This window comes from Rathayibacter sp. PhB151, assembly GCF_004366415.1.
Taxonomy (GTDB): Bacteria; Actinomycetota; Actinomycetes; order Actinomycetales; family Microbacteriaceae; genus Rathayibacter; species Rathayibacter festucae.
The window spans coordinates 743,174-765,605 of sequence record NZ_SOEN01000006.1; the positions used below are offsets into that span (position 1 = coordinate 743,174).

Below are 22,432 nucleotides of genomic sequence, written 5' to 3' on the forward strand. Positions count from 1 at the left end.
GACGCCCTCGCCGGCCGGCCCGCGTCCCGGGATCAGCCGAGCGTGCGCGGCGCCCGCCACTCCCAGGAGCGGTCCTCGTCGCCGATCGGCCGCAGCACCCGCGCCGGCACGCCGCCCGCGACCACCATCGGCGGCACGCTCGCCGTGACGACCGCGCCCGCCGCCACCACGGAGCCCGCGCCGATCACCACGCCGGGCAGCAGGATCGCGCCCGCACCGATCCAGACGTCGTCCTCGATCACGACCGGCGCCGAGAACTGCGTGCCGTCGCGGCGCAGCTCCGGGTGCACGGGGTGCCCGGTGGTGCTGATCGTGACGTTCGGCGCGATCATCACCCGGTCGCCGATGACGACCTCGACGTCGTCGACCAGCGTCAGCCCGAAGTTCACGTACACGTTCGCGCCCAGGCGGACCCGGCGGCCGTAGGCGACGTGCAGCGGCGGCTCGACCCAGGCGCCCTCGCCGACCGCCTCGAACAGCTCGTGCAGCAGGCGCCGGCGCTCGTCGACCTCGCGGGGGCCGGTCGCGTTGTAGGCGTGGGCGAGCTCCTTGCCGCGGATCCGCTCCTCCTCGAGCGCCTCGAGGCCCTCACCGGCGTCGACGTACAGCTCGTGGGCGTCCATCCGCCGGCGGACCTCGTGCTCGCGCGCGTCCATCGCGTCCCCTCTCGTCCTCACCAGCCTGGCACGGAGGCGGCGAGGGCCCCGGGTGCGCGGCGAGGGGAGGAGGGACGGGGAACACAGGGAGGGACGGGGCGCTCACGCGGCGCGAGGTCGCCGCGTGGCATCAGCAGGCGCAGATCTCCCGGCGGATCCAGTCGCCGGCCTCGGCGACCGGCAGCTCGCCTCGCCGCAGCAGCCGGCTCCACTCGACCGCGCGCCCGGTGAGCCGGTCGTCGGCGGTGCCGCGGTGGTCACCGCCGGCCGTGCGCATCAGGAGATGCGCGATCGGGCCGCCGATGCGCAGCGTCGCGCCGGCCACCCCGGCGAAGTGCCGGGCCTGGCCGCGGGTGTCGTCGTCGTAGGGCGGCGCGAAGCCGCGGCCGCGGATCCGGTTGCTGCCACCGGAGGCGAGGTCGATCAGCCCGCGCGGCCAGGGACGGATCCCAGCGACCTCGCGCGCGACCGCGGCGATCAGGGCGCGGGGGCGGGGCGAGGCGGCGGCGAGGGCGTCGACGCGGTCGGCGAGGGCGGAGCAGGCGTCGGAGGCAGGCACCCGCCCAGTGGAGCACAGGACGACTGGGCGGTGGCGGGGAGCAGCGGCCTTGACACCCGCGGCTCGCGCCAGCACCATCGACAGTACAACGTTAGAAACAGCGGGCGGCGATCGCCGACGATCACCCCGTCCGGCCCGGCCGGAGCCCGCCGACGCCTCGGAAGGGCCCCGAATGACCGACTCCTCCGCCACCTCCTCCTCCGCCGCCGCCGCGCGCGTCTTCCTCGACCCGGCCGCTGTCGTCGCTCCCGTGAACCCGCGGCTGTTCGGCTCGTTCGTCGAGCACCTCGGCCGCTGCGTCTACGACGGGATCTACGAGCCCGGGCACCCGACCGCGAACGAGGACGGCTTCCGCCTGGACGTCGTCGAGCTGGTCAAGGAGCTCGGCTCGACCACCGTCCGCTACCCCGGCGGCAACTTCGTCTCCGGCTACCGCTGGGAGGACGGCGTCGGACCGCGCGAGTACCGCCCGCGCCGCCGCGACCTCGCCTGGCACTCGCTCGAGACCAACGAGGTGGGCCTGGACGATTTCGCGAAGTGGGCGAAGCTGACCGGCAGCGAGATCATGTACGCCGTCAACCTCGGCACCCGCGGGGTCCTCGAGGCCCTCGACGTCCTCGAGTACGCCAACGGGAAGGCCGGCACCGCCCTCGCCGACCAGCGGATCGCGAACGGGTCGCCGGAGCCGCACGACATCCGCATGTGGTGCCTGGGCAACGAGATGGACGGCCCCTGGCAGGTCGGCCACATGAACGCCGACGACTACGGCAAGCTCGCCTCCCGCACCGCCAAGGCCCTCAAGATCGCCGACCCCTCGCTCGAGCTCGTGATCTGCGGCTCCTCCGGCTCCTCGATGCCCACCTTCGGCGAATGGGAGCGGGTCGTCCTCGAGCACGCCTACGACGACGTCGAGTACGTCTCCTGCCACGCCTACTACCAGGAGTACGACGGCGACCTCGGGTCCTTCCTCGCCTCCTCCGTCGAGATGGAGTACTTCATCGCGACCGTCGCGGCCACCGTCGACCACGTCAAGCACAAGCTCCGCAAGACCAAGGACATCAAGCTCTCCTTCGACGAGTGGAACGTCTGGTACCTCCAGGAGTGGACCGAGAAGGAGAAGGCGGACGCCGCGGGCGACCAGAGCACCCGCGAGTGGGCCTACGCGCCGCGCCTGCTCGAGGACGTCTACTCCGTCGCCGACGCCGTCGTGCTCGGCAACCTGATGATCACGCTGCTGAAGAACTCCGACCGGGTCACCTCGGCGTCGCTCGCGCAGCTCGTCAACGTCATCGCGCCGATCATGACCGAGCCCGGAGGAGCCGCCTGGCGGCAGACCACGTTCTTCCCGTTCTCCACCACCGCGCGCCTCGCGTCGGGCTCGGTGCTGCGGCCGCGCATCGAGGTCGGGTCCTACTCCACCTCGCGCCACGGCGATGCACCGCTGGTCGACTCCGTCGCCACCCTCGACGACGGCCGCGCCGCGGTCTTCCTCGTGAACCGCTCGACGACCGACGCCCTCGAGGTGACCGTCGACGTCAGCGGCCTCGGCGTCACGACCGTCGCGGAGGCCGTCGGCATCTTCGACGAGGACGTCTACGCGAAGAACACCAAGGACGACCAGAACCGTGTGGGGCTCAAGCCCGTCGACGCCGAGCTGGCGGACGGCGTGCTGACGCTCACACTGCCCCCGGTCTCCTGGACGGCGGTCTCCCTGACGGCGTAGCGCCCGGACCGGGTGGGTCTCGATACGCGGGCCTGCGACCCGCTGCTCGACCAGCATGAGAGGCGCCCTGCGCTCCCTGTTCTCCGAGGACGCGGGCGCTTCCTGCTGATCGAGCAGCCCGCACCGCGGGCGTATCGAGATCCCCCACCGCAGGCACCTCGGCCGCCGGGTCTCGATACGCGGACCTGCGGCCCGCTCCTCGACCAGCAGGAGAGGCGACCTGCGCTCCCCGCCCTCTCCGGCACGCGCATGCGCGCACGCGGGTCCGGGCGCTTTCATGCTGATCGAGTAGCCCGTGCAGCGGGCGTATCGAGATCCCCCACCGCCGACACGTCAGCGCAGCAGCACCGCGAGGTCCGCGACGCCGCGGCCGGCGAGCGTCGGCCAGAGCGTGCGGTCCGCGCCCGGCGCGAGCTCCGCGTCGTGCGGCACCCCGACCGCGCACGCCCCGGACGCCACGGCCGCCGCGAGCCCGGTCGGCGAGTCCTCGATCGCGACGCAGCGCGCGATGTCGACGCCGAGCGTCGCGGCGGCCAGCAGGTACGGCTCCGGATCCGGCTTGCCCCGCGACACGTCGTCGCCGGTGACGAGCGCGGCGAGCGGCACCTCCGCCGCCAGTGCGTCGACGACGACCTGCGCCATCACGCGCGAGGACGTGGTCACGATCGCCTGCCGCACTCCCGCCCGGTGCACATCGCGCAGCAGCTCGCGCGCGCCCGGCCGCCACACCAGCCCGCGGTGCATCTCCGCGAGCACGTCGCGCTCGAGCGCCGCCTCCACCTCGGCGTCCGGCAGCTCGACCCCCGCGGCCTGCAGCGCCCGCACCGTCTGCTCCATCGTGCTGCCGATCAGCGCGAGCGCGTCGGCACGCGTCCACTCGCGGCCGAAGCGGCCGGCGAGCACCTCCTGCGCCCGCACCCATGCGGGCTCCGAGTCGACGATCGTGCCGTCCATGTCCCAGAGCACCGCCTCCAGACCGGTCGCACTCTCCGGGCCGGGCACTGCCTCGAGCCCGGTCACGACGCGACTCCCGTCGTGCGGCGCCGACCGAGGACCCCCGCGAGCAGCACCGCCACGACCCCCGCGATCGGCACCACCAGGAGCCCCACCCGCAGCCCCGCGCCGTCGGCGACCAGACCGACGATCGGCGGCGAGAGCAGGAAGCCGAGCCGCATCAGCCAGGAGACGATCGCCACTCCGGTGCCCGCGCGCAGCCCCCGGATCTCGTCGGCCTCGTGCATCGCCGCGGGCACGGTGGTCGCGAGCCCGAAGCCGGCGGCCGCGAATCCGGCGATCGTGCCGGGAACGGAGGGGAACGCCAGCGCCGCGCCCATCCCGAGCGCCGCGATCGCCCCGCCGACCCGGAGCACGGTGCGCTGGCCGAAGCGGTCGACCAGCCGGTCGCCGAGGATCCGGCCGACGAACTGCGCGCCGACCAGCGCGACGAAGCCGTACGCCGCCACCGCCGCGGTCGCCCCGAGCGAGCCGCCCAGGTAGACGGCGGCCCAGGTCGAGGCCGCGTCCTCGATGAGGGTGCCCGCGATCGCCACCGCGACCAGGGCCGCGAGCAGCAGCACCACCCGCGGGCGGATCCGAGCCCGCCCGACCGGCGCGGCCCCCGACTCGGCGGCCGTCTCGTCGTCCCGGCCCCGCAGGAGGAAGCGCAGCGCGGTCAGCGCGACGGCCGCGAAGAGCACCCCCGAGATGCTCAGGTGCACGGCGCGGGGCAGGCCGAGCCTGATCGCCCCGGCCGCCATCGAGCCGCCGAGGACCGCGCCGATCGACCAGATCGCGTGGAAGGAGTTGATGATCGAGCGCCCGTAGCGGCGCTGGACCCGCAGACCGTGACTGTTCTGCGCGACGTCGGTGATCGCATCGGTCGCGCCGGCGAAGGCGAGCGCCCCGGCGAAGACCAGCAGCGACGGCGAGAAGCCGGCCAGCACCGTCCCGATCGCGGTGAGGATCGTGCCGAGCACCGCGGCCCGGCCACTGCCGAGCCGCCGGATCACGACGGCCGCGGCGAGCCCGGCGACGACCGCGCCGGCCGGGAACGCGGCGATCGCGACTCCGTAGGCCGCGTTGTCGAGCGCCCGGTCGGCCTTGATCTCGGGGAAGCGCGGGACGAGGTTGGCGAAGAGCGCGCCGTTGGTGAGGAAGAGCGCGGCGACGGCGGTGCGGGCGCGGCGCGACTCGGTGGACGGCGGCGCGAGGGCGGTGGACATGCGTACGACCGTACACGCAGTGTGTACGATCGTGCACATGGACAGCACCGACCACGTCGCCGACCACTTCGCCGGGGACGACCGCAGCAACCGCGAGCGGATGCTCGCCGGCGACCTCTACATCGCCGACGACCCGGAGAGCACGCGCCTCGCGCAGCGCGCCGCGCGACTCGCCGACGCCTACCACCGCGCCGCCCTCGCCGACGAGGACGCCGCCCGCCCGCTGCTCGTCGAGCTGCTCGGCTCCCTCGGCGAGGGCGCGTTCGTGAAGCCGCCGCTGTTCGTCGACTACGGCGAGAACATCACGATCGGCCCGCGCACCTTCGTCAACTACCACCTCACCGCGCTCGACGTCGCGGCGATCACCATCGGCGCGGACTGCCAGATCGGCCCGAACGTCCAGCTGCTCACCCCCACGCACCCGGTGGAGCCCGGTCCGCGCCGCGACAAGCTCGAGGCCGCGCGGCCGATCACGATCGGCGACAACGTCTGGCTCGGCGGCGGGGTGATCGTCTGTCCCGGGGTGAGCATCGGCGACGACAGCGTGATCGGAGCGGGCGCCGTGGTCACCCGCGACATCCCGGCCGGCGTCGTCGCCGTCGGCAATCCGGCGCGCGTGATCCGGAGCGTCACGGAGTGACCGAGACCGCTGAGAGCGAGCCCGCCCCGCGCACACCTCGCCGCACCGATCCGCACCGGCGCGACCGCATCATCGACGCCTGCCTCGACGTGATCGCGGAGGAGGGGGTCGCCGGCACCTCGCACCGCCGCGTGGCCGCCGCCGCCGACGTGCCGCTGGGCTCGATGAGCTACCACTTCGCCGGGATGGACGAGCTGCTGCACGAGGCCTTCACCCGCTTCGCCGACTCCGTCGCCGAGCAGACCCTGCGGCGGATGACCGACGCCCGCACACCCGACGAGGCGCGGGAGGCCGTGGTCGACGTCGTCCTGCACGACATCTTCGGCAGCCGCCGCGAGCTCGTGATCACCCACGAGCTCTACACCCTCGCGGCCCGGCGTCCGGAGTACCGCAGCATCACGCACAGCTGGATGGCCCGCTCCCGGGCCGCCCTCGAACGGCACGTCGACCCGATGACCGCCCGCATGCTCGACGCCCTGATGGAGGGCCTCACCATCCACCGCGCCCTCGACGAGGAGCCCGCCGACGACGCCGTCGTCCGCGAGGCCGTCCGCCGCATCCTCGGCTGACCCGCCCCTCTCCCCTCCCCCTCCGCGAGATGCCACTTGTGCACGCCATCCCCGGCGTGTCGCGCTCACAAGTGGCATCTCGCGGAGGGGTCAGGCGGGGGTGGCAGGGTGGAGGGATGGCTTCTCCCCAGGGCTTCGACCTCGACGAGCTGCGGGCGCGCGTCCTCGAGGAGGACGGCGGAGAGGTGGACGACAGCATCCCCGAGCTGGCCGCGGCCGATCCGGCGCTGTGCGGGATCGCGCTGGCGCTGCCGGACGGCACCGTGCGCTCGAGCGCGCAGGCGGACGTCGCGTTCAGCATCCAGTCGGCGGTGAAGCCGTTCCTCTTCGCACTCGCCCTGCTCGACACCGACGGCGACGCGCTCGACCGCGTCGGCATCGAGCCGACCGGCGAGGCCTTCGACGCCCTGAAGCTCGAGAGCGGCACCGGCCGCCCGCCGAACCCGATGGTCAACGCGGGCGCCCTGCTGACCGCCGCCCTCGTCGACGGCGGCGACGCGGACGGCCGCGGCGAGCGCATCCTCCGCGGCCTCTCCGCCTTCGCCGGCCGCTCGCTGGAGGTCGACGAGAGCGTCGCCTCGAACGAGCACCTGCTCGGCGACCGCAACCACGCCCTCGCGCACCTCATGCGCGCCGAGGGCACCCTGCGGCGCAGTGCGGACGACGCCGTCGCCGCCTACGCCCGCGCCTGCGCCGTCCTCGTCGACGCGGAGGCCCTCGCAGTAATGGGCGCGACCCTCGCCCTCGGCGGCGTGAATCCCGTGACCGGCGAGCGCGTCGTGCCGGCGGAGGTCGCCCGCGACGTCGTCTCGGTGATGGCGACCTGCGGCGTCTACGACGGCTCCGGCCGCTGGATGCGCGCCGTCGGAGTCCCCGCCAAGTCGAGTGTCTCCGGCGCGATCGTCCTCTCCGCCCCCGGCCGCCTCGGTGCCGCCGTCGTCAGCCCGCCGCTCGACTCCCAGGGCACCAGCGTCCGCGGCGCCACGGCGAGCACCCTCCTGTCGGCCGAGCTCGCCCTGCACTCCTTCGACCCGACCCCGCGCTGATGCTGATGCTGATCGAGTAGCGCCCGCAGGGCGCGTATCGAGATCCGCCCGCACGGAGCACGTGGGTCTCGATACGCCGCTCTGCGGCTACTCGACCAGCATGGTGGGCCGCTCCGCGGCTACTCGACCAGCATGGGTGGGCCGCTCCGCGGCTACTCGACCAGCATGGGTGGGCCGCTCCGCGGCTACCTGACCAGCGTGGAGGGGCCGCCGCGCGAGACCCGCGACCGCGAAGCGGAGCCCCTCCGAACAAGCACGCCCTGCATGCTGATCGAGTAGCGCCCGCAGGGCGCGTATCGAGATCCGCCCACACGGAGCACGTGGGTCTCGATACGCCGCTCCGCGGCTACTCGACCAGCATGAGTGGGCCGCTCCGCGAGAGCCGCGACCGCGAAGCGGAGCCCACGAGTCCGAGCACGTCACTCCCGGCGCAAGGCCGAGGTCACCGGCGAATCGCGTGACAGCGATTCGTCGTACCGGTACGCGGGACGCTCTGCGGAACGCGACCACCCACCCGAGCCGACCGCGGAGCGGATGACGACGAAGGAGGAATCCGCTCTAATCGAGCAACAGCGCCGGCTCCTCCAGCACGCTCGCGACGTCGGCGACGAAGCGGCTGACGACGTCGCCGTCGACGACGCGGTGGTCGAAGGAGCCGCCGACGGTGGTGACGAAGCGGGGGCGGACCTCGCCGTCGACGACCCAGGGCTTCTGCTTGATGGTGCCGAGGGCGATGATCGCGACCTCGCCGGGGTTGAGGATCGGGGTGCCGGTGTCCATGCCGAACACGCCGATGTTGGTGATGGTGATGGTGCCGTTCTGCATGTCGGCGGCGGAGGTCTTGCCGTCGCGGGCGTCGAGGGTGAGCTTCTCGAGGGCCTGGGCGAGCTCGAGGAGGCTCATCGACTGGGCGTCCTTGACGTTCGGCACGAGCAGGCCGCGCGGGGTCGCCGCGGCGATGCCGAGGTTGACGTAGTGGCGGACGAGGATGTCCGTGTCGGTCCAGGCGGAGTTGACGGTGGGGTTCCGACGGACCGCCCAGATGATGGCCTTGGCCATGATCAGCAGCGGCGAGACCTTGACGCCGGCGAAGTCGGGCGAGTTCTTCAGGCGCTTGACGAACTCCATCGTGCGGGTCGCGTCGACGTCCACGAAGACGCTGACGTGCGGCGCGGTGAAGGCGCTGCGCGACATCGCCGAGGCGATGGCCTTGCGGACGCCGCGGACGGGGATGCGGTCCTCGCGGGAGTCGCCCCAGGCGGGGGTCTGGATGTTGCGGAAGACGCTGGCCTGCGAGGCGTGGCGGATGACGTCGTCGCGGGTGACCTCGCCGGCGAGGCCGGTGGCCTGCACCTCGAGCAGGTCGACGTCGAGGTCCTTGGCGAGCTTGCGGATGGGCGGCTTCGCGATGACGGGCAGCGCCGAGGAGGCGGGGACCGAGGTCGGTCGCGGCGCCGCCGCCGGGCGGGCCGGCTTCTCCGGAGCGGCGCCCGCGGCCGGACGGCGGCGGCGGGTGGCGACGTGGCCGCCGGCGGTGCCGTAGCCGACCAGCGCGGCGCCGGAGCCCTCGCCGGGCTCGGTGGTCGAGGGGGCGGGCGGGGCGGCGGGCGGCGCGGCCTGCGCGGGCATCGCCGGGATCTCGGAGCCGACCGACCCCGCGCCCTGCACGGTGATGATCGGCGTGCCGACGTCGACCGTCTGGCCCTCGTCGACGAGCACGTCGACCACGGTGCCACTGAACGGCGAGGGCAGCTCGACGAGCGACTTGGCGGTCTCGATCTCGACGAGGACCTGGTTGACGCTCACCTCGTCGCCGACCTTGACCCGCCAGGAGACGATCTCGGCCTCGGTGAGGCCCTCGCCGACGTCGGGGAGGAGGAAGTGCTCTGTCATCGTCGGGACTCCTGGCTGTGCCGGTTCTGCATGAGGGAAGGGGGCGCGTCGGAACGCGGGGGCGTCGTCCGGTGCGTCAGTACGCGAGCGAGCGGTCGACGGCCTCGAGCACGCGGTCGACGTCGGGGAGGAAGAGCTTCTCGACCTTGGCGGGCGGGAAGGGCGTGTCGAAGCCCGCGACGCGGAGCACCGGCGCCTCGAGCGAGTAGAACGCCTTCTCGGTGACGGTCGCGGCGATCTCGGAGCCGAGGCTCACGTTCGCGGACGCCTCCTGGGCGACCACGAGCCGACCGGTCTTGCGGACCGAGGCGAGCAGCGGCTCCCAGTCGATCGGCGAGATCGAGCGCAGGTCGACGACCTCGACGCTGGTCCCCTCCTCGCCGGCGAGCTCGGCGGCCTGGAGCAGCACGGAGACCATCGGCCCCCAGCCCACGACCGTGACCTCGTCGCCCTGGCGCACGACGCGGGTCGCGTGCAGCGGGGCGGCGGAGGCGCGGAGGTCGACGTCGCCCTTGGGCCAGTAGCGGCTCTTGGGCTCGAAGAACATCACCGGGTCGTCCGAGGCGATGGCCTCCTGGATCATCCAGTAGGCGTCGTTCGGGGTCGACGGGCTGACCGCGCGCAGACCCGGGGTGTGCGCGAAGTACGCCTCGTTGCTCTCCTGGTGGTGCTCGACCGCTCCGATGTGCCCGCCGTACGGCACCCGGATGACGACGGGCATCGTGAGCGTGCCCTCGTGCCGGTTGGTCATCTTCGCGAGCTGCGAGGTGATCTGGTCGAAGGCCGGGTAGATGAACCCGTCGAACTGGATCTCGCAGACCGGGCGGAAGCCGCGCATCGCGAGGCCGATCGCGGTGCCGACGATGCCGGACTCGGCGAGCGGGGTGTCGAGCACGCGTTGCGGCCCGAACTCGGCGTGCAGGCCCTCGGTGATGCGGAAGACGCCGCCGAGGGGGCCGATGTCCTCGCCCATCAGCAGGACGCGGTCGTTCTCGGTCATGGCGCGGCGGAGCCCGGCGTTCAGCGCCTTCGCCATCGACATGGACTCCAGCTGCGTGTCGCTCAGCGGCGGCTGGACGGTGGTGCTCGTGTCGATCGTCATCGCGGGTCGCCTCCCAGCGCGTCCTCGTAGCCCTGGAGCCACGCCTTCTGCTCCGCCACCTGCTGGTGCGGCTCCGAGTACACGTGGTCGAACATCACGTCGACGGGCGGCGCCTCGAGCGCGAGCAGGCGCTGCCGGATGTCGGCGGCGAAGTCCTTCGCCTCCTCGTCCACCTCGTCGAAGAACGACTGCGAGGCGCCGAGTCCGCGCAGGTACGCGGCGAAGCGGGTGATCGGGTCCTTCGCGACCCACGAGGCGAGCTCGTCGTCGGTCCGGTACTTCGTGGGGTCGTCACTCGAGGTGTGCGCGCCGATGCGGTAGGTGAGTGCCTCGATGAACTGGGGGCCGCCGCCGGAGCGGGCGTCGGCGAGGTGCTTCGCGGTGACGGCGTAGCTGGCGAGCACGTCGTTGCCGTCGATCTGCACGCCCGGGATGCCGAAGCCGGAGGAGCGGAGGTAGAGCGGGCTGCGCGACTGCGTGGCGACGGGGACCGAGATCGCGTAGTGGTTGTTCTGCAGGAAGAACACCTCGGGCGTCTGGTAGCTCGCGGCGAAGACCATGGCCTCGCTGACGTCGCCCTGGCTGGAGGCGCCGTCGCCGAAGTAGACGATGACCGCCGCGTCCTTCTCGGGGTCGCCCGTGCCGGTCGCGCCGTCGAAGGTGAGGCCCATCGCGTAGCCGGTCGCGTGCAGCGCCTGCGAGCCGAGGACCAGCGTGTAGAGGTGGAAGTTGCCGTGCGCGGGGTCGGCCGGGTCCCAGCCGCCGTGCGTCACGCCGCGCAGCAGCGCGAGGACGCGGAGCAGGTCGACGCCGCGGACCTTGGCGACGACGTGCTCGCGGTAGGAGGGGAAGACGTGGTCCTGCGGGCGCAGCGCGAACGCGGAGCCGACCTGCGCCGCCTCCTGCCCGTGGCTCGGCACCCAGAGTCCGAGCTGACCCTGACGCTGCAGGTTCGCCGCCTCGATGTCGAACCGGCGGACGACCGCCATCTCGCGGTAGAAGGAGCGGTGCTGCGCCTCGTCGATCCCGTCGAGAAGGGGGGCGTACTGCTCGGCCGCGGGGGTCGGCGCGAACCGGCCGTCCGCGGTGAGGAACTGGACCGTCGGCGTCTCGCTGGTGGCTGCCACCCGACTAACCTATCCGCCTCGCGGGATGCGCCTTCGGGAGGGTCCCGACAATCTCCGCCGCTGCCGTGAGGAGCTTGTCGACAGAACTCGCCTCGCCGACCGACACCCGGATGCCCTCGGGCGGGAAGGCGCGGACGACCACGCCGGCCCGCTCGAAGACCGCCGCGGCCGCCTCCGTCTGCTCGCGGGTGTCGAACCAGAGGAAGTTGGCCTCCGACTTCGGGATGGTCCAGCCCTGGTCGAGCAGCGCCTGCCAGAGGTGGTCGCGCAGCTGGGCGATGCGGCCGACGCGCTCGAGCAGCTCCTCGCGGTGCTCGAGCGAGGCGACCGCCGCGGTCTCCGCGAAGCGGGTGACCGAGAGGGGGATGGCGGTCGAGCGGGCGGCATCGAGGATCCGCGGGTGCCCGATCGCGTAGCCGACGCGCAGCCCCGCCAGTCCGTAGGCCTTGGAGAAGGTGCGGGCGACGACGAGGTTGGGGTGGCGGCCGAGGAGGGTCGCGCCGTCCACCGCGTGCTCGTCGCCGACGAACTCGGCGTAGGCCTCGTCGAGCAGGACGAGGACGTCGGCCGGCACCTGCTCGAGGAAGGCCGCCACGTCGTCCGCGGTGGCGACGGTCCCGGTGGGGTTGTTCGGGCTGCAGACGATCACCAGGCGGGTGCGCTCGGTGATCGCCTGCGCCATCGCGTCGAGGTCGTGCGTGTCGTCGGCGCGCAGGGGGATGCGCACGCCGGTGGCGCCGGCGGTGGTGATGAGGGAGGGGTAGGCCTCGAAGGAGCGCCAGGCGTGCACGACCTCGTCGCCCGGTCCCGCGGCGGCGGTGATCAGCTGGGCGATGACGGCGACGGAGCCCGCTCCGACGATGACCTCGTCGATCCCGACGCCGTAGCTCTCGGCGAGCGCCGTCCGGAGCGCCGTGGCCGCGGCGTCCGGGTAGCGGTTGAAGTCGGTGATCGCCTGCACCCGCTCGAGCACCGAGGGCAGCGGATCGAACGGGTTCTCGTTGGAGGAGAGCTTGAACGCGTCCGCGGAGGCGGCGCGGCCCTGGCGGTAGGCCGGCAGAGCGAGGATCTCGGGGCGGAGGCGGACGGGTGGCTCCTGCTGGTCGGTCACCCGGACCATGCTATTCGGGCGGCGGCCGGGCGAGCCGCGCGAGGCACCCTCCCGCACCGCCGGATCGCCCGGGTGGAGGCGGGCTGCGCCAGAGTGGAGGCATGCGCAGACTCCTCCTCGGCCTCGCCACCAACGCCGTCGCCCTCTGGCTGACCACGCTCGTCGTCGCGGGCGTCCGCGTCGATCCGTACGAGCAGGGGCCGACCGCCGCGGTGCTCACGTACCTTCTCGTCGCGGTGATCTTCGGCGTCGTCAACTCCGTGGTCGGCGGGGTGGTCCGCGTCGTGGCCTTCCCGCTGTACGTGCTGACGCTCGGTCTCGTCTCCTTCCTGGTGAACGGCCTGCTCCTGCTGCTGACGGCCTGGATCAGCGGCCTCTTCGGGTTCGGCCTGGTCGTGGACGGCTTCTGGTGGGGCGTCCTCGGCGCCCTGGTGCTCGCGATCGTCAACTGGTTCATCGGGCTGCTCCTGCGCCCCTTCGCTCGCGACCGCCGCCGGGACTGACCGGCACGGTCGTCAGCCGGGCGGCGACGCGCGAGTCCGGCGCTCCTCGCCAGAGCGGGAACAGCGCGGCCCCCGTCGCCGCGAGCCGGGGGTCGGCCGCCGCATCGAGGGCGTGCCCGGTCTCGACGTAGGCGTCCAGCGCGTGCGCGGGCACCGGGGTGTCTCGCGGGATCCCCGCCGGGGAGTCGCGCTCGACCAGCACCGCCCCCGGCTCCTCCGCCGCCGTCCGGCCGAAGCCGCCGAGCGCCGGCACCAGGTCGTCGGAGTGCTCGATCGAGAGCGAGCGCGTCCCCTCCGGCAGATCCAGCCCGCGCACCGGACTGCCGAAGGTGACGACGTCGTGCACGTCGTAGCGCCCCGACTGCGCCACCCGGAGGGCGACCAGCCCGCCCTGCGAGTGCGCGGCGATCGTGACGGGAGCCCCGGCGGGGATCCCCGCCGCCGCCATCGCCGCGAGCGCTCCCTCGACGGAGGCGGCGCGCCCGCCCGCCATCGCCTGCAGGTTCGACGGAGCCCCGAAGGCCTGCTCCGGGTCGGCGCTCCAGTCGGTGGTGCCGGAGAGCGTGACGAGCCACTCCCCGCCGTAGCGCTCGATCACCACCTGCGGTCCGTCGGGATCGCTCGGCGGGATCCGCGCCGCGAGCTCCCCCCAGCCCGCCGGCGCGGCGAGCGGGTCGACCGGCGGCGGCACCCGCTCCACCCGCAGCTCCCGCTCACCCGGTGCCGGCAGCACGCCGAACACCGTCCCCAGGATGACGAGCACCCCCGCCGCCGACTGCACTCCGTTCCCGATCACCTGCTCGGACGACGGCCGCCCGACCACGTCGGCCAGCGGCGGCGGGAGCAGCAGCACCCCGATCTCGGTGCCGAGGCCGATCGAGGAGATCACCCCGCGCAGGCCCTCGATCAGGAGCGGGTCGCCCAGCAGCGCCCGGACGAGGTCCTCCCCCTCCTCCGCCAGGTCGGCCTCGGCACCCTCGTCCCCCGCGAGGGCCCGCGCCGCCGCCGAGACCGACCCGAACGCGGCGTCGGCGACCGCCCGGACCAGCACCGCGGCGTCCTCGACGGCACCGGGAAGCCGCCGCGCGAGGGACTCGCCCGCGCGCCGCTCGAAGAGCGCGACGGCGGTCTGAGGCCCGAGGATCTCCCGCATCCCCGGTACCGCCTCCTCCTCCGCCCGCTCGTACCCGGCCGCTGCCGCCGCGAGCGCCTCGCGGAGCGCCACCGCCTCCGCCTCGAGCAGGCGGAGCCGATCACCGAGCGCCGCCGGCTCGCCCACCCGGGCCGGCGCCGCGAGCATCACCGCCGGGACGAGCCCGTCGCCGAGCACCGCGCACTCGGCCAGCCCCGCCGCGAGCCCCTCGAGCACGCGCCGGCGCTCGTCGAGCTCGGCCGTCTCCACCCGCACCGGGGACGGCGCCCTCATCCGCCCGCCCCCACCGCCAGCCCGAGGGCCGCCGCCTCCGCCGTCGCGAGCCCGGCCAGCAGCTCGGCCGCCCGCTCGGCGTACTCCCGCGCCGCCGCCCCCTCCCAGTCGGCGTCGGGAAGGAGTCCGCCCGCCTCCCCGCGCAGCACCCCGATCCGCTCGGCGAGCGCCGCCACCGCCGCGCTCGGCCACGGCGCCGCCGCACCCGTCGCTCCCCCTGCAGCCGCCTCGACGCCCATCCGCCACCTCCCTTCTCTCGATGCCCGCGGCCAGCCTCGGGCACCGCGGTCGGCCGCGGGCGGGCGCTCCCCCGAACGGTGGAGAGGTCGAGAATCCGCCCTCTGTGGAGGACCGCCGGTGCGCCATGATGGGCGGGTGACCCCCTCTTCCGCGCCGTCGGCGTTCGCCGTGTGCTTCGTCTGCACCGGCAACATCTGCCGGTCGCCGATGGCGGAGGTGGTGCTGCGCTCCCTCGCCGAGCAGGCCGGGCTCGGCTCGGTCATCACGATCACCTCCGCCGGCACCGGCGAGTGGCACCTCGGCGAGCACGCCGACCACCGCGCCCTCGAGGCGCTCGATCGCCGCGGACTCGACGGCGCCCCGCACCGCGCGCGGCTCTTCGACCCCGCGCTCTTCGAGGAGTTCGACCTCGTCGTCGCCCTCGATCACGGCCACGAGCGGGCGCTGCGCTCCTGGGCGCGCACCGACGTCGACCGGCAGAAGATCCGGCGCCTGCTCGCCTTCGAGCCGGGCCTCTCGGCGCAGGGCGACGTCCCCGACCCCTACTATTCCGATGCGGCGGCGTTCGACTCGGTGCTCGCGCTGATCGAGCGCGCGTGCCGGGCGCTCTTCGCCCAGATCGAACCGGGACTGCGCGGCAACCGCACGGTCCGCACCGACCCGCGATCGAGCCTCCAGAGCGCGCGGGACCCCCGAGAACCGGAAGGCACCACCGCATGACCTCGCTCCCTCCCCAGCCGCTCAGCCCGCTCGACGGCCGTTACAGCGCCGCCGTCTCCGCCCTCGGCGAGCACCTGTCGGAGGCCGGTCTGAACCGAGCGCGCGTGCACGTGGAGGTGGAGTGGCTCCTCGCCCTCACCGACCGCCGCCTCTTCGGCTCCGAGCCGGTCGAGGCCGCCGCCGCCGAGGAGCTCCGCCGCCGCGCCCGCGACTTCGGCCAGCCCGAGATCGACCGCCTGGCCGAGCTCGAGGCCGTCACCCGCCACGACGTGAAGGCGGTCGAGTACCTGGTGCGCCAGTGGCTGGCCGAGCTGGGTCTGGACCGCATCGCCGAGCTCACCCACTTCGCCGCGACCAGCGAGGACATCAACAACCTCTCCTACGCGCTCGTCGTCCGCCGGGCCGTCGAGGACGTCTGGCTGCCGAAGCTGCGCTCGGTCGTCGCCTCCCTGCGCGAGCTCGCCGTGCGCTACCGCGACGAGTCGATGCTCAGCCGCACCCACGGCCAGCCCGCGACGCCCACCACGATGGGCAAGGAGTTCGCCGTCTACGCCTTCCGCCTCGAGCGGGTCGTCGTGCAGCTCGAGGCCACGGAGTACCTCGGCAAGTTCAGCGGAGCGACCGGCACCTTCGCGGCGCACCTCGCGGCGGATCCGGACACCGACTGGGCGGCCCTCGCGGCGGAGTTCGTCGGCTCCCTCGGCCTCGTCTTCAACCCGCTCACCACCCAGATCGAGTCGCACGACTGGCAGGCCGAGCTCTACGGCAAGGCCGCGCACGCGAACCGGATCCTGCACAACATCTGCACCGACGTCTGGACCTACATCTCGCTCGGCTACTTCCGGCAGATCCCGCAGGCCGGCGCGACCGGTTCGTCGACGATGCCGCACAAGATCAACCCGATCCGGTTCGAGAACGCCGAGGCGAACCTCGAGCTCTCCAGCGCACTGCTCGACTCGCTCGCGCAGACCCTGGTCACCTCGCGGCTGCAGCGCGACCTGACCGACTCGACGACGCAGCGCAACATCGGCGTCGCGTTCGGCCACTCGCTGCTCGCGCTCGACAACATCGCCCGCGGTCTGCTCGAGATCGACCTCGACCCGCGCGCCCTCGCCGCCGACCTCGACACCAACTGGGAGGTGCTCGCGGAGGCGATCCAGACCGTCATCCGCGCCGAGGTCGTCGCGGGACGCTCCTCGATCACCGACCCGTACGCGATGCTCAAGGACCTCACCCGCGGCAAGCGCCTCGGCGCCGAGGACCTCGCGGTCTTCGTCGACGGCCTCGACATCGGCGCTGCCGCGAAGGCCCGTCTGCTCGCGCTGACGCCCGCCGGCTACACCGGTCTGGCCTCGGAGCTGGTCGACCGCCTGAGCTGAGCCGTCATCGAGCTCGCCTGCGAGGGAGCTCGACGGCGACGGCCCCCGGCGCGGATGTCGGGGGTCCTGCCTAGTGTCGGAGAATGTCCCCCGATGCAGTGCCCGCCCCGGACTGCGCTGCCCCGGACCGCGCTGCCCTCGACTGCGCTGCCCGGGGCTGCGCCCTCGACGGCTGCCGTTCGGCCGCCGAGCCAGGTGCGCCGGTCGCTCTCTGCAGCGCGCACCTCGGGCTCGCGCACGACTGGGTGGCGCGCGAGGACGGCGTCGTCGACGCCCTCCCCTCGCCGTGCCTCGTCTGCGGCTCGCGGCTGGGCGTCCGGCACCCCTCCGGCTGGCTCTGCGCGGCCTGCGAGTGGCGGCTCGGCGACGCGCCCGACGGCGAGCTGCCGCCGCCGCGCGTCGAGGTCGTCTACTACATCCGCTTCGCCGGGCGTATCAAGATCGGCACCAGCGGCAACCCACGGCAGCGCCTGCACCGGCTGCGGCACGAGGAGCTGCTCGCCTTCGAGCGCGGCGGGCGGGCACTGGAGCAGCACCGCCACGCGCAGTTCGCCGTCGAGCGGCTGGAGCGGACGGAGTGGTTCACCCGCAGCGCCGCGCTCGACCGGCACGTCGAGGTGGTGCGGGCGGGCGAGCCCGACCCGTGGGCCCTGTATCGCCGCTGGTGCAGCGAGGCGCTCGCGCTGCGCACCTGACCCGCCGCGGGGTCGCGCGGCCGACCGGCACGCCCCTGGGACCGGTAGGCGCGTCCGGGCGCCGGATCAGCGCGTCCAGGCGTCCGGTCAGCGCTCCGTAGGCGTCCGGTCAGCGCGTCCAGGCGTCCACGAGAAGCGGGCCGCGGATCTCGCGCAGCTCGTCGAGCAGCCGGTCGACGAGTCCCGCCGAGACGCCCGACGCGAGGACGTCGTGCGGCCCGAGCGGAGGCAGGCGCCCGGTCCGCACCCGCACCACCTCCCAGCCGACCGCCCGCAGCGCGCGGTCCTTCCGCCGGTCCGCCTCCTCGCGATGCCCCACGTGCTCGAGCCCGTGGCGGCCCGTGGAGTCGTACTCGATCGCCACCCGCAGCTCGCTCAGCACGATGTCCGGCCACGCCTCCAGATGCTCGAAGAACGGCCGGCTCAGCCGCACCGCCGTGAACCCCGGCTCGAACTCGAGCCGCTCGGCGAGCAGCGCACGGAGCCGCGCCTCGACCGCCGATGCGGGCGGAGGCGCGCAGGCGCTGACGAAGGGCTCTCCCGGCGGGAGCTGCGGGGTCTTCGAGCAGATCCGCGGCGAGCGCGACCTCGTCGGCGTGCGGGCGGGACGGGGCGGGCGCGCACCAGCAGGCTCGGGAGCAGGGGTCGACGGACGCTCGACCACCGGCTCCACCGCCGGCCGCGGCGTCCGGGGCTTCGCGAGCGCCGCGCAGTCAGGGCACCAGGACGAGCGCCGCCGCTCCCGGCCCGGCCGGTGCCGCTGCTCCTCGGGAGTCGCGACGAACACGTGTCCCGCGTCGCACAGCCAGCACAGGTAGACGTCGGCCGCCGGCGGAATCTGGCTGAGGACGATCCCCCCGTTGTACTCGGGTCGGTACTGGAGCACGAGCACCGGGAACGACGCCCACGCCTCCCGGTACGTCCCCACCGGATACGGGACGTCGACCCCTCGCGAGAACCGCCGCCGCTCCCACCACCGCCCGATCGCCTCCGCCACCCCCGCACGCTAACCCGGACCACCGACGCCGCCGCGTGCACGCCGATCGAGGAGCCCGCGGGGCGGGCGTTCCGAAGGGGATCGGCAGCAGAAAGGAGTCTGCAGACCCGCCGCGCTGAGGACGGTGGGTCTCGATACGCCCCTGCGGGGCTACTCGACCAGCATGCAGGGACCTGCGGGCTACTCAAGCAACATCGCAACGCGCTGCAGGGCTACTCGACCAGCCGGCCGGGGACGGAGTCCGACTGAACAGTGGGGCTCGATCCGGGTCCGCTCGCGCGGATCAGGGCTGTCGAGTGGACGCGGGCGGGGCTCCGCTCGGGACACGAGGCCCACTGCCGGTCCGCTCGCGCCCTCATGCTGATCGAGTAGCCCGCGGAGCGGGCGTATCGAGATCCAGCGCCTCCAGCACGCGAGTCCGCGGACCTGCTGTGCTGAGGACGGTGGGTCTCGATACGCCCCTGCGGGGCTGCTCGACCAACATGCACGCCCCTGCGGGGCTACTCGACCAGCATGCAGGGCCCTGCGGGGCTACTCGACCAATATGCCTGGCCCTGCGGGGCTACTCGACCAACGTGCACGCCCCCGCGGGGCTGCTCGACCGACGTGCACGACCAGCATGCAGGGCGCCGTGGGGCTACTCCTGCGGCGAGGGGCGTCGCCTGCGGGCGAGGAGGGCGGCGGCGAGACCGAGGACGAGGGCGGCCAGGCCGCCGCCGAGCCACGGGCCGGGATGGGCTCCGGAGTCGGCCAGGGTCGTGCTCACCTTCGGGACGACCGGCGTCGGCGAGACGACGGTCGTCTCGCCCGGTGCTCCGCACTCCCCGCGATGGAGGACCGTCCCGTCCTTCGTGGCGAGCGTCTCGACCCAGTAGTAGTCGCCGGGCTCGTCGAACCGGGTCTCACCGGACCAGTAGGAGACGTCCTCGTTCAGGCCGGGTGTCGTGGCGACGGGGCTGCCCGATCCGTCGAAGACGCGGTTCGCCGGCGTGCACGTGTCCTGGTCGCCGCTCCTCCTGAACGCCTCGAACGTGATCACCGCGCCGACCGGGACCCAGCCGTTCACGACGGCCTCGTCCCGCACCGGTTCGCCCACCTGCACTGCCGGGGTGGCCCGGGTACGGACGTCGGGAGTGTGCACGGTGGTCGTCTCGCCGGGCGCTCCGCACGCACCCTGGGCGAGGATCCTCCCGTCGTAGGAGTGCAGCTCCTCCACCCAGTGCACGGCGCCCGCGGTGGTGAAGACGACCGGGGGCGAGGTGTAGGTGCCCGCCTTCTCGACGACGACCGGGGTGCCGGTCGTGTCGGCCACCAGCGTCGCCTCGTCGCAGACCGGCGGCACGCTGTCAGCGGCGGACACCGTGCCGACAGCCAGGTAGGCCTTCCACACCAGGTACGCGCCCTTCGGCGTGTCCCCGGTGACGATCGCGTCGTCGGTCGCACCGTCGTGGACCGCGCTGTCGGTCTGCGCCTTCGACGTCACCTCGGGCACGGTCACCGTCGTGGTCTCCCCCGGCACTCCGCACTCGCCGCGGTGCAGGACGCGGCCGTCCTTCGTCCGCAGCGTCTCCACCCAGTGATGGACACCCGGCTCCGTGAAGCGGACCTCGCTCGACCAGTAGGACCTCTTCTCGTTCCGGCCCGCGGCGACCGCGACGGGCGACGTCGAGCCGTCGTAGACGCGGGACTCGACGGTGCAGGAGGCCCGGTCGCCGGTCTGCCGGTACGCCTCGAAGGTGATCACGGCGCCCGCCGGCACCTCGCCGTCGACGACCGCCTCGTCCTTCGCGGTGTCCGACAGCGGCACGGAGGGCGTCGCCTTCGTGCGGACCTCCGGGGTCGTCACGCGCACGACCTCGCCCTTCGTGTTCCATCCGTCCGCCCAGCCCGTCGTGAAGAGCGTCTCGGGGGCGGACCAGACCCAGACGATGTGGCCGGCCGAGTCCGCCGGCGCGGTCGCCGCCTCCGAGGTGTAGGTGCCGGGACCCTCGACGACGATGCGCGAGGTCGTCAGGACCCTGGCGTTCTCCGGTCGCGTCGCCGGGACCGCTCCGGTGCCGGGGACCCAGTAGGCGGTGCCCGTGAAGGTGACGGGGACGCTCCTCCCGTCCTTCTTCAGCCAGGCTCCGGTGTCCTTCACCGTGAGGGTGTCGGTGGAGGTCGTGGCGACGGGGATCTCGTCGTCCGTGACCCGGGTCTCCGCCGCGACCGTCGTCGGCGAGAGATGCGTCTCCGCGACCAGCCCGAACCCGTCCGACCAGGTGTAGCCGTCGGGGAGGAACGGCTTCACCCGGTCCGGCTGCGACGCCTCCTCGACGCGCCAGACCCAGGTGTAGAACCCGGCCGAGGGAACCGTGACTCCCGGGGAGGTGTACATTCCCGGGCCGGTCGCGGTCAGCTCGGCGCTTCCGGCGACGGGCGCGCCCGGCGGCACCGCGTCCGCCTGCGCCGGCTCCTCGGCGTACGGACCGTGGAGCGTGCCGCGGTAGACCACCGGCACGGGCGCGCCGTCGAGGGTGCGCCACTCCCCCGACCCGGGTGCGACGCCCGCCGTGACGGTGTCGGTCGCCTGCGTCCCGGCCTCCACGCGTCGTGTCGAGACCTGCGTCGATCCGATCGGTGAGAACAGGGTCGGGATCGGTGCGGAGGCCGCCGTGGCGGCGGCGATCGTGAACGAGCCGTCGATCTTCTGCCCCTTCGACGCGGTCCACTGCTCGGAGGTCACCCCTGGGGCCCAGGTCATGATGTTGCCCAGGTAGCCGGAGGCACCCGCCACCCGGATCTCGTCGGTCCGCGCCTCGACGGCGAAGGAGGGGCCGGCGCTCGGGACGACGCGGAACGTCCGCGACTCCCCGCCCTTCATCGTCGACTCCCCGGATCCGGTGTCGTCGAACACCGCGTTCGTCAGATGCACCGTCCCCGCCTGCCCGGGCGGATCGGTCCGAGCCGTGACTCTGCCGGTGCCCGCGCTCGACTGCATGTCGAGACTCAGCGACGCCGACCCGGACGTCCGTCCCGGCTGCACCGCCGTCACGCCGGCGGCCTCCGCCCGGTACTGCCTCAGCAGCTCGAGCACGGCATCGCGGTTGCCGCCGGCGCGGGCGCTGTAGTAGACGTCGCCCGGCATGCCGTTGCCGTTGTACGCGGCGTTGTCCGCCACGTCCCACACGTACAGCGCGACGGCGGCCGCGGTGTTCGCGTCCTCCGTGTCGCCGTGGACGTCCATGACGTAGCTCAGACGTGCGAGCTGATCCGGCGACAGGGAGTTCCAGTCGCTGTTCAGCGACGGACCGGACGTCGGGCTGTACGGGATCGACGCCCTGATCTGCAGGCAGTAGGCCAGCGTCCCGTCCGGGTGGCGGTAGGCGCCGAGGAAGCCCTTCCCCAGGTCGAAGCCCGCGCCGTGCGTCGCCGCCGACGCCGACAGCGGCGCGAGGAACGACGAGGTCACCGCCAGCGACGTGCCGGCCCCGCCGACCAGTCCCGCCGCCAGGAGGCCTGCAACCAGTCGGCGCCCCACCCGCATCCGGCCGCGGTGCACGCCGCTCGGCCACACCGCCGCTCGTCTCCGGACACACTGCCCGCCCACCGCGGCTCTCGCGGGCTCCCCCGCCCGTCGTCGTCGATCCATGCCGTTCTCTCCCCTGTGTGCGTCGAGGCTCGCGCCCCACGCGAGCGCCGGATGCGGTCGCGTACCGGCACGCGAGAGGCGCGCCGACGGACATCAAGGTAACCGTTCGATGGGTTCATGATCCCGCTGGCGCGAATCATCCGGTACCCAGACGGTGTGGCAATACGCGCCTGTGGGATCTCGTCACGGCACC

At 73.6% G+C, this 22,432-nt stretch carries 20 protein-coding genes; 8 read left to right on the plus strand and 12 right to left on the minus strand.

The annotated features are described in order from the left end of the window. Nucleotides 1-32: 32 nt before the first annotated feature. Nucleotides 33-656, minus strand: a complete 624-nt coding sequence (locus EDF35_RS04220) for a sugar O-acetyltransferase (RefSeq protein ID WP_123701420.1) — start codon at nucleotides 654-656, stop codon at nucleotides 33-35. Between the two features lie 130 nt (nucleotides 657-786). Next, nucleotides 787-1,215, minus strand: coding sequence for a hypothetical protein (locus EDF35_RS04225; RefSeq protein ID WP_133960835.1), 429 nt, complete (start codon nucleotides 1,213-1,215; stop codon nucleotides 787-789). Between the two features lie 172 nt (nucleotides 1,216-1,387). Here EDF35_RS04225 and EDF35_RS04230 point away from each other — a divergent pair, with 172 nt between their 5' ends. Beyond that, complete coding sequence (locus EDF35_RS04230; RefSeq protein ID WP_133960836.1) at nucleotides 1,388-2,938, plus strand: alpha-L-arabinofuranosidase C-terminal domain-containing protein; 1,551 nt, start codon at nucleotides 1,388-1,390, stop codon at nucleotides 2,936-2,938. Nucleotides 2,939-3,271: 333 nt separating this feature from the next. On the opposite strand, the gene EDF35_RS04235 is transcribed toward EDF35_RS04230, so the two are convergent. Next, nucleotides 3,272-3,958, minus strand: a complete 687-nt coding sequence (locus tag EDF35_RS04235) for an HAD family phosphatase (protein ID WP_243839836.1) — start codon at nucleotides 3,956-3,958, stop codon at nucleotides 3,272-3,274. Then, nucleotides 3,955-5,160, minus strand: a complete 1,206-nt coding sequence (locus EDF35_RS04240) for an MFS transporter (protein WP_133960837.1) — start codon at nucleotides 5,158-5,160, stop codon at nucleotides 3,955-3,957. The genes EDF35_RS04235 and EDF35_RS04240 overlap by 4 nt, the downstream gene beginning before the upstream one ends. A 37-nt stretch (nucleotides 5,161-5,197) precedes the next feature. Between EDF35_RS04240 and EDF35_RS04245 the strand changes: the two genes are divergently transcribed. The 3 genes from EDF35_RS04245 (at nucleotide 5,198) to glsA (ending at nucleotide 7,415) form a co-directional block, all read left to right on the plus strand. Beyond that, nucleotides 5,198-5,800, plus strand: a complete 603-nt coding sequence (locus EDF35_RS04245; protein WP_133960838.1) for a sugar O-acetyltransferase — start codon at nucleotides 5,198-5,200, stop codon at nucleotides 5,798-5,800. Then, nucleotides 5,797-6,369 (plus strand): TetR family transcriptional regulator, encoded by a 573-nt coding sequence (locus EDF35_RS04250; RefSeq protein WP_133960839.1) that lies wholly within the window; start codon nucleotides 5,797-5,799, stop codon nucleotides 6,367-6,369. The genes EDF35_RS04245 and EDF35_RS04250 overlap by 4 nt, the downstream gene beginning before the upstream one ends. A gap of 116 nt (nucleotides 6,370-6,485) precedes the next feature. Further along, nucleotides 6,486-7,415: a glutaminase A gene (glsA, locus tag EDF35_RS04255; RefSeq protein WP_133960840.1), complete on the plus strand. Its 930-nt coding sequence runs from the start codon at nucleotides 6,486-6,488 to the stop codon at nucleotides 7,413-7,415. A gap of 558 nt (nucleotides 7,416-7,973) precedes the next feature. Here the strand turns inward: glsA and EDF35_RS04260 are convergent. The 4 genes from EDF35_RS04260 to hisC all read right to left on the minus strand — a co-directional run bounded on the left by EDF35_RS04260 (nucleotide 7,974) and on the right by hisC (nucleotide 12,648). Continuing rightward, the gene (locus EDF35_RS04260) at nucleotides 7,974-9,308 is read right to left on the minus strand and encodes a dihydrolipoamide acetyltransferase family protein (RefSeq protein ID WP_127888256.1); all 1,335 of its coding nucleotides are present in this window, start codon (nucleotides 9,306-9,308) and stop codon (nucleotides 7,974-7,976) included. Between the two features lie 76 nt (nucleotides 9,309-9,384). Beyond that, a complete protein-coding gene (locus EDF35_RS04265) occupies nucleotides 9,385-10,410 on the minus strand; it encodes an alpha-ketoacid dehydrogenase subunit beta (RefSeq protein WP_123705653.1) in 1,026 nt (341 codons plus the stop codon). Next, entirely contained in the window at nucleotides 10,407-11,537 is a 1,131-nt protein-coding gene (locus EDF35_RS04270) for a thiamine pyrophosphate-dependent dehydrogenase E1 component subunit alpha (protein WP_123705654.1), read from the minus strand. Before EDF35_RS04270 ends, EDF35_RS04265 begins: the two co-directional genes overlap by 4 nt. 4 nt (nucleotides 11,538-11,541) lie before the next feature. Then, a complete protein-coding gene (gene hisC, locus EDF35_RS04275) occupies nucleotides 11,542-12,648 on the minus strand; it encodes a histidinol-phosphate transaminase (protein ID WP_243839837.1) in 1,107 nt (368 codons plus the stop codon). A 101-nt stretch (nucleotides 12,649-12,749) separates the two neighbouring features. On the opposite strand from hisC, the gene EDF35_RS04280 reads away from it, so the two are divergent. Continuing rightward, entirely contained in the window at nucleotides 12,750-13,151 is a 402-nt protein-coding gene (locus EDF35_RS04280; protein WP_123705656.1) for a phage holin family protein, read from the plus strand. Here EDF35_RS04280 and EDF35_RS20640 read toward each other — a convergent pair. Beyond that, nucleotides 13,102-14,577: a hypothetical protein gene (locus EDF35_RS20640; protein WP_166673998.1), complete on the minus strand. Its 1,476-nt coding sequence runs from the start codon at nucleotides 14,575-14,577 to the stop codon at nucleotides 13,102-13,104. The genes EDF35_RS04280 and EDF35_RS20640 overlap by 50 nt on opposite strands. Continuing rightward, nucleotides 14,574-14,816, minus strand: coding sequence for a hypothetical protein (locus EDF35_RS20645; protein ID WP_166673999.1), 243 nt, complete (start codon nucleotides 14,814-14,816; stop codon nucleotides 14,574-14,576). The genes EDF35_RS20640 and EDF35_RS20645 overlap by 4 nt, the downstream gene beginning before the upstream one ends. Before the next feature lie 136 nt (nucleotides 14,817-14,952). On the opposite strand from EDF35_RS20645, the gene EDF35_RS04290 reads away from it, so the two are divergent. From EDF35_RS04290 to EDF35_RS04300, 3 genes are all read left to right on the plus strand, one after another. Beyond that, complete coding sequence (locus EDF35_RS04290; protein ID WP_243625706.1) at nucleotides 14,953-15,537, plus strand: low molecular weight protein-tyrosine-phosphatase; 585 nt, start codon at nucleotides 14,953-14,955, stop codon at nucleotides 15,535-15,537. Beyond that, complete coding sequence (purB, locus tag EDF35_RS04295; protein WP_123444666.1) at nucleotides 15,534-16,916, plus strand: adenylosuccinate lyase; 1,383 nt, start codon at nucleotides 15,534-15,536, stop codon at nucleotides 16,914-16,916. The genes EDF35_RS04290 and purB overlap by 4 nt, the downstream gene beginning before the upstream one ends. An 83-nt stretch (nucleotides 16,917-16,999) precedes the next feature. Next, entirely contained in the window at nucleotides 17,000-17,611 is a 612-nt protein-coding gene (locus EDF35_RS04300) for a GIY-YIG nuclease family protein (protein WP_243839838.1), read from the plus strand. A gap of 109 nt (nucleotides 17,612-17,720) precedes the next feature. Here the strand turns inward: EDF35_RS04300 and EDF35_RS04305 are convergent, their stop codons facing one another. Continuing rightward, nucleotides 17,721-18,608: a hypothetical protein gene (locus EDF35_RS04305; protein ID WP_243839839.1), complete on the minus strand. Its 888-nt coding sequence runs from the start codon at nucleotides 18,606-18,608 to the stop codon at nucleotides 17,721-17,723. Between the two features lie 637 nt (nucleotides 18,609-19,245). Continuing rightward, nucleotides 19,246-22,128, minus strand: coding sequence for a hypothetical protein (locus tag EDF35_RS04310; RefSeq protein ID WP_133960842.1), 2,883 nt, complete (start codon nucleotides 22,126-22,128; stop codon nucleotides 19,246-19,248). Nucleotides 22,129-22,432 lie beyond the last annotated feature (304 nt).

Bases quoted from the DNA above. Each gene is read 5' to 3' on its own strand.
- EDF35_RS04220 (WP_123701420.1), bottom strand. From the start codon at position 656: ATGGACGCGCGCGAGCACGAGGTCCGCCGGCGGATGGACGCCCACGAG.
- EDF35_RS04230 (WP_133960836.1), top strand. From the start codon at position 1,388: ATGACCGACTCCTCCGCCACCTCCTCCTCCGCCGCCGCCGCGCGCGTC.
- EDF35_RS04240 (WP_133960837.1), bottom strand. From the start codon at position 5,160: ATGTCCACCGCCCTCGCGCCGCCGTCCACCGAGTCGCGCCGCGCCCGC.
- EDF35_RS04245 (WP_133960838.1), top strand. From the start codon at position 5,198: ATGGACAGCACCGACCACGTCGCCGACCACTTCGCCGGGGACGACCGC.
- glsA (WP_133960840.1), top strand. From the start codon at position 6,486: ATGGCTTCTCCCCAGGGCTTCGACCTCGACGAGCTGCGGGCGCGCGTC.
- EDF35_RS04260 (WP_127888256.1), bottom strand. From the start codon at position 9,308: ATGACAGAGCACTTCCTCCTCCCCGACGTCGGCGAGGGCCTCACCGAG.
- EDF35_RS04265 (WP_123705653.1), bottom strand. From the start codon at position 10,410: ATGACGATCGACACGAGCACCACCGTCCAGCCGCCGCTGAGCGACACG.
- EDF35_RS04280 (WP_123705656.1), top strand. From the start codon at position 12,750: ATGCGCAGACTCCTCCTCGGCCTCGCCACCAACGCCGTCGCCCTCTGG.
- EDF35_RS20640 (WP_166673998.1), bottom strand. From the start codon at position 14,577: ATGAGGGCGCCGTCCCCGGTGCGGGTGGAGACGGCCGAGCTCGACGAG.
- EDF35_RS20645 (WP_166673999.1), bottom strand. From the start codon at position 14,816: ATGGGCGTCGAGGCGGCTGCAGGGGGAGCGACGGGTGCGGCGGCGCCG.
- purB (WP_123444666.1), top strand. From the start codon at position 15,534: ATGACCTCGCTCCCTCCCCAGCCGCTCAGCCCGCTCGACGGCCGTTAC.
- EDF35_RS04300 (WP_243839838.1), top strand. From the start codon at position 17,000: ATGTCCCCCGATGCAGTGCCCGCCCCGGACTGCGCTGCCCCGGACCGC.